At 74.3% G+C, this 3,806-nt stretch carries 4 protein-coding genes and 1 pseudogene; 2 read left to right on the forward strand and 3 right to left on the reverse strand.

Features of this window, described 5'->3' with window-relative positions:
- Positions 1-289 (reverse strand): annotated as a pseudogene (locus tag ACFQ87_RS41460) (MFS transporter); the annotation flags it as partial.
- 71 nt (positions 290-360) lie between these two features.
- Here ACFQ87_RS41460 and ACFQ87_RS41465 point away from each other — a divergent pair.
- Complete coding sequence (locus ACFQ87_RS41465) at positions 361-1,245, forward strand: winged helix-turn-helix transcriptional regulator (protein ID WP_380616141.1); 885 nt, start codon at positions 361-363, stop codon at positions 1,243-1,245.
- Between the two features lie 213 nt (positions 1,246-1,458).
- Here the strand turns inward: ACFQ87_RS41465 and ACFQ87_RS41470 are convergent, their stop codons facing one another.
- Positions 1,459-2,178, reverse strand: a complete 720-nt coding sequence (locus tag ACFQ87_RS41470) for a hypothetical protein (RefSeq protein WP_380616142.1) — start codon at positions 2,176-2,178, stop codon at positions 1,459-1,461.
- Positions 2,179-2,322: 144 nt separating this feature from the next.
- Between ACFQ87_RS41470 and ACFQ87_RS41475 the strand changes: the two genes are divergently transcribed.
- Entirely contained in the window at positions 2,323-2,748 is a 426-nt protein-coding gene (locus ACFQ87_RS41475) for a DUF3592 domain-containing protein (RefSeq protein WP_380616143.1), read from the forward strand.
- Positions 2,749-2,772: 24 nt separating this feature from the next.
- On the opposite strand, the gene ACFQ87_RS41480 is transcribed toward ACFQ87_RS41475, so the two are convergent.
- Positions 2,773-3,771 (reverse strand): cation:proton antiporter, encoded by a 999-nt coding sequence (locus ACFQ87_RS41480; protein WP_380616149.1) that lies wholly within the window; start codon positions 3,769-3,771, stop codon positions 2,773-2,775.
- Positions 3,772-3,806: the final 35 nt, after the last annotated feature.

Genomic DNA, 3,806 nt, shown 5'->3' on the forward strand with positions numbered 1-3,806 from the left:
CCTGGGTGCCGCGCAGCGGCAGTCGCCGGACCAGCACGCCGGCCGGCAGTCCGATCAGCAGCCAGGCGACGTAGGCGGCGCCCGTGATCAGGCCGACCTCGAACGCCGAGGCGTGCAGGGTGACCACGGCGATCAGCGGCAGGGCCACCGTCGTCACCTGGTCCCCGAGGCGGCTGACCGTCGAGGCGGTCCAGTAGCGCCAGAACGCCCCCGCCCCGCTGCCCGGGCGCCGCCCGCCGGGCCGTGCCGGGTCCACCGTTCTCGTCGTGTTCGCCGTCTCCGTTGCCACGTCCGCCCCTTTGCTGCCACCGGTCCACGACCGAGTGAGTTCCTTTTAGGAACGCACTATAATGGGTGATCATGCGGCACACGGAAGCGGCTGACCCCGACTGCGCGATCTCCCAGGCCCTGAGCGTGGTGGGGGACACCTGGACCCTGCTCCTGATCAGGGACGTCGCGGGCGGCACCCACCACTTCGACGCACTGCAGAGCGGGCTCGGCATCAGTCGGAAGGTGCTCACCGAGCGGCTCAAGGCACTCGTCGCCGACGGCGTGCTGGAGAAGCGGCTCTACCACCCGCACCCGCCGCGCTACGAGTACCACCTGACGGACACCGGGCGCGGCCTGCTGCCGGTGCTGGTCGCCCTGCAGGACTGGGGCGGGCGGTACGTCCTGGGCGACGGATCGCTCTCCGGTACCAGTACCGCCGACTCCGCCGAGACCCGCCGGGTGATGGCGCTCACCGGCCGCCGGCTGCCCGCCCTGGAGCTCGCCGCCGCCTCCGGCGGGTGGGTCGACCCGGTGGCCGCGGACCGGGCCTGGACGGTGCTGTACTGCTTCCCGGGCGCCTTCGCGCCGGGCGTCATGGGCCACCCGCCCGGCTGGGGCGAGATCCCGGGCGCGGCCGGCTGCACGCTGGAGTCCTGCACCTACCGGAACCGGATGGGCGAGTTCGCCGCCCGCGACGCCGCCGTCTACGGCGTCAGCACCCAGCGCCCGGACCAGCTGGCGGCGTTCGCCGAGCACGCGCGGATCCCGTTCCCACTGCTGTCGGACGCCGGGCTGGAGCTGGCCGGCTCCCTCCGGCTGCCCACCTTCCGGGCCTCGGGCGTCGACCGGTTCAAGCGGCTCACCCTGGTCCTGGACACCACCCGCACCGTGCGGGCCGTGCTCTACCCCGTCACCGACCCGGCCGGTTCGGTCGAGGACGCCCTCGCCCTGCTCGACGGCCTGGCCACCGGATGACGGCGGGTGCGCCCCCGGCCCGGCCGGCGACGCACCCGATCACCTCTGCTCAGTTCGGCCTGGAGCCACGGCTCACCGGCGTGCGGCGACTACGAGGAAGGTGGCGACGATGAGGACGACGGCGAGCAGGACGCCCGCCACCTGGGGCAGCGGATCGGCCGTCAGCGGCGGGAGGACAGCCCCGGACTGCCGAAAGCCCGGTATCAGATCCCGCTACTTGCCGCCCTTGCGGCCGCCCCGGCCGCCCCGCGTGCCCTTGCCCCGCAGGGCGCGGTGCGCGGCGCCGAAGGTGAGCGCGGCCCAGAGGACGGCGACGACGCCCGTGACGTAGACACCGCTGCCGCGGAAGGAGAGGTCCTCGTCCCGGGTGGCCGGCGGGGCCCAGCCGGCCGGGTCGACCAGGACGGTCGCGGTGGTGCCGACGGAGCCGCCCGAGCAGCCGACGCCGCCGATCGTGCCGTGCGGCAGGGGCTGGTGGTCCTCGCGCCGGATGTCGCAGGTCCAGCTCACCTTGCCCATCTTGTCCTTGCCGCTGTGAACCGCGGTGACGACCACCCTGGTCTCCACCCCGCGCTGGGCGATCAGCTGCGCGCGGATGGCGGACGTGGGGAGCACCAGCAGCAGCACGCCCAGCAGAACGGCCGGCCAGACCACCCATCCGGTGCTCCGGATCAGCATCAGCCCCACCACGGAGGCCATCAGGACCAGGACCGCGAGGACGGTGCAGGCGACCTGGTAGTCCGGGTTGGTGGCGAGCGCGAGCAGCCCGATGATCAGCAGCGGCGCGAGCACCCCGACCAGGACCGCCGTCCGGCGCACCGTGCGGGGCGCGAGCGGAGCGTCCTTGCCCGTGCGCTTGCGGACGGGCTTAGTCGGCCGGGAGGCGCCCGCGGCGAGCGGCCTCTTCTGCTTCTTGTTCCGGCTCTTGGTCATGGTGTCCCCGATCGGTGGTGCGTGTTCGTGCCCGCGACAGTGTGACGGCAGCCCCGGACGGCCGGGAGGCCGGGGTGCGGCCGGGCCCGCGACGACCTGACGCCGTCTGTTCAACTCCGTTGCGTGCTAGGTACATTGATTCGCGTGTGGGTGGTGGACCTGTTCCTCCTGGCCGGGGCGGTGATCCTGGCCTGCCTCTGCGCGCTGTTCGCCTCGGCGGCCCGGACCGACCTGGCGCTGCGCCGGGAGGGTGTGTGCGCGGTCGGCCGGGTGCGGAAGGTGCGGATGTACACCACCTCCGAGGGCTACGACCGCTGGCGGGTGACGATCGAGTACGGCCTGCCGGACGGGCGGACCGCCGAGCTGGTGCGCTCCGACGAACGGCCCGAGGGCGGCCGCTACCGGGAGGGGGACGAGGTGACCGTCCGGTACCACCCCGCCCGGCCGGGGCGCGGTAGGGCCGTCCACCCGGAGCACCGCCTCCCGCCGCCCCCGGGGCCGTCGGCGCTGGCGCTGCTCGCCGTGGTCTGTGCGGCGGGGGCGGCGGGCCTGGTCGTGCTGATGTTCTGACACCTCGGCCGACCGCAGGCCCGGTCAGTTCCGCCCCAGCGCCGCCTGCTCCAGGTCGAGGTCGCGCTGGAGCACCCGCAGCGTGGTGTCGCTTATCCGGTGCTCCTCGTAGAGGCGGTGCAGCCGGGTGTTCTGCACCGCGATGACCTCGTGCCGCAGCTGGCGGTAGGCGTCGTCGGCGGTGGTGCCGTCCGGGGCCTCGGGGGTGCGGTCGAGCCGGGCGGTCAGCGCGCGGCGCACCCGGTCGACGGCGGTCTCCGGGACGGCCTCCAGCTCGGCGAGGCCGTCGACGTGGTCGAGGGCGGCGCGGTTGAGCTCGTCGCGGGCGTCCTCCTCCTCGCGCGCGGTGTGCTCGGGTTCGAGGGCGAGCCCGGAGCGGTTGACCACGGCGGCGAGGGTCAGGCCCTGGACGACCAGGGTGAGAACGACGTTGGAGACGGTGAGCACCAGGACCAGCGGCCGTCCGGCGAGTCGGTCGCCGCCCTCGGTGAGCAGCGGGATGGACAGCGCGGCGGCCAGCGGCATGACGCCCCGGGTGCCCGCCCAGGTGACCACCCCGGCGACGCGCCAGGACAGCCGCCCCCGGCTGGGTTTGACGGCGCGGGTGAGCGGCAGGGTCCACAGCACCCGCACGGCGATCAGCACCGCCGCGATCGCCGTCGACTGCAGTGGCCACCAGCCGGTGCCGGCCGGCAGCTCCCGGACCAGGGTGGGCAGTTCCAGGCCGACGATGGAGAAGACGACGCTCTCCAGCAGGAACACCACGACCGCGTACACGGCGTGCAGTTGGAGTCGGATGTTCGCGTCGGTCAGCCGGTGGCCGGAGCGGCCGAGCAGCACCCCGGCGACCACCACCGAGGTGACGCCAGAGGTGTGCGCGGACTCCGCCAGTACGTACGCCGCGTACGGGGTGACCAGCGCTATCACCGTCTCCAGCACCGGGTCGGTGGTGCGGCGGCGCAGCAGCCAGACCAGTCCGGCGACGGCCGCGCCGAGCAGGCTGCCGCCCCCGCCGAGCAGCAGCCGTCAGCCGGCCGCGGCGGGCAGGCCGACCATCC

Origin of the sequence: Kitasatospora sp. NPDC056531, from assembly GCF_042794375.1 — a bacterium.
In the GTDB taxonomy this organism is placed as follows: Bacteria; Actinomycetota; Actinomycetes; order Streptomycetales; family Streptomycetaceae; genus Kitasatospora.

Coding starts and splice junctions, on each gene's coding strand:
- ACFQ87_RS41465 (WP_380616141.1), top strand. CDS start 361: ATGCGGCACACGGAAGCGGCTGACCCCGACTGCGCGATCTCCCAGGCC.
- ACFQ87_RS41470 (WP_380616142.1), bottom strand. CDS start 2,178: ATGACCAAGAGCCGGAACAAGAAGCAGAAGAGGCCGCTCGCCGCGGGC.